The following is a 623-nucleotide window of genomic DNA, read 5'->3' as shown; positions in this document are numbered from 1 at the left end:
CCTATGCGCATCTTCAGGCCCTTGATGTCCTTGACGGACTTGATTTCCTTGYGGTACCAGCCACCCATCTGGGCGCCGGTATTGCCGCCCGGGAAGTTCACGATGTTGAACTTGGAATAGAACTCGCGCATCAGCTTCATGCCGTTGCCTTCGTACATCCAGGCACTCATCTGCCGGCTGTTCAGGCCGAAGGGAATGGCGCAACCCAGCGCAAAGCATTCGTCCTTGCCGAAGAAATAGTAGGGCGCCGTGTGGCAGGCCTCGATGGAGCCTTGTTGCACACCGTCGACCACACCGAAGGCCGGCATCAACTCACCGGCCGCATGCACCGAGATTTCGAACTTGCCGCCGGACATGGCCTTGACGGCCTTGGCAAATACTTCGGCGGCACCAAAAATCGTGTCAAGGGATTTGGGGAAGCTGGAGGCCAGGCGCCAACGAACGGCAGCCTGCGCATGAACAGCAGGTGCGACACCTGCGGCCAGCACACCGGCAATACCGGCATTTTTGATAAGTGAGCGACGATCCATAAAACTCTCTCCTGAAGTTATCGAATTTTGCGTTGATCTGCCAGATCGGTTCGGCCTGCTATAACAGTTGAATTGCATTGCCTTGATTGAATC

1 protein-coding gene is annotated in these 623 nt (G+C 56.1%); it reads right to left on the bottom strand.

The window, feature by feature from the left end; translation table 11 throughout:
* Positions 1-530 (bottom strand): TRAP transporter substrate-binding protein (locus AC1D1X_RS25200; protein ID WP_477699621.1); only part of this gene is annotated, 530 nt, incomplete at its 3' end.
* Positions 531-623 lie beyond the last annotated feature (93 nt).

It is taken from the genome of Polaromonas sp. P1_G4 (genome assembly GCF_056405475.1).
Note: the sequence above shows the minus strand (reverse complement) of the source record. Positions and strands in the feature narration are given on the sequence as shown.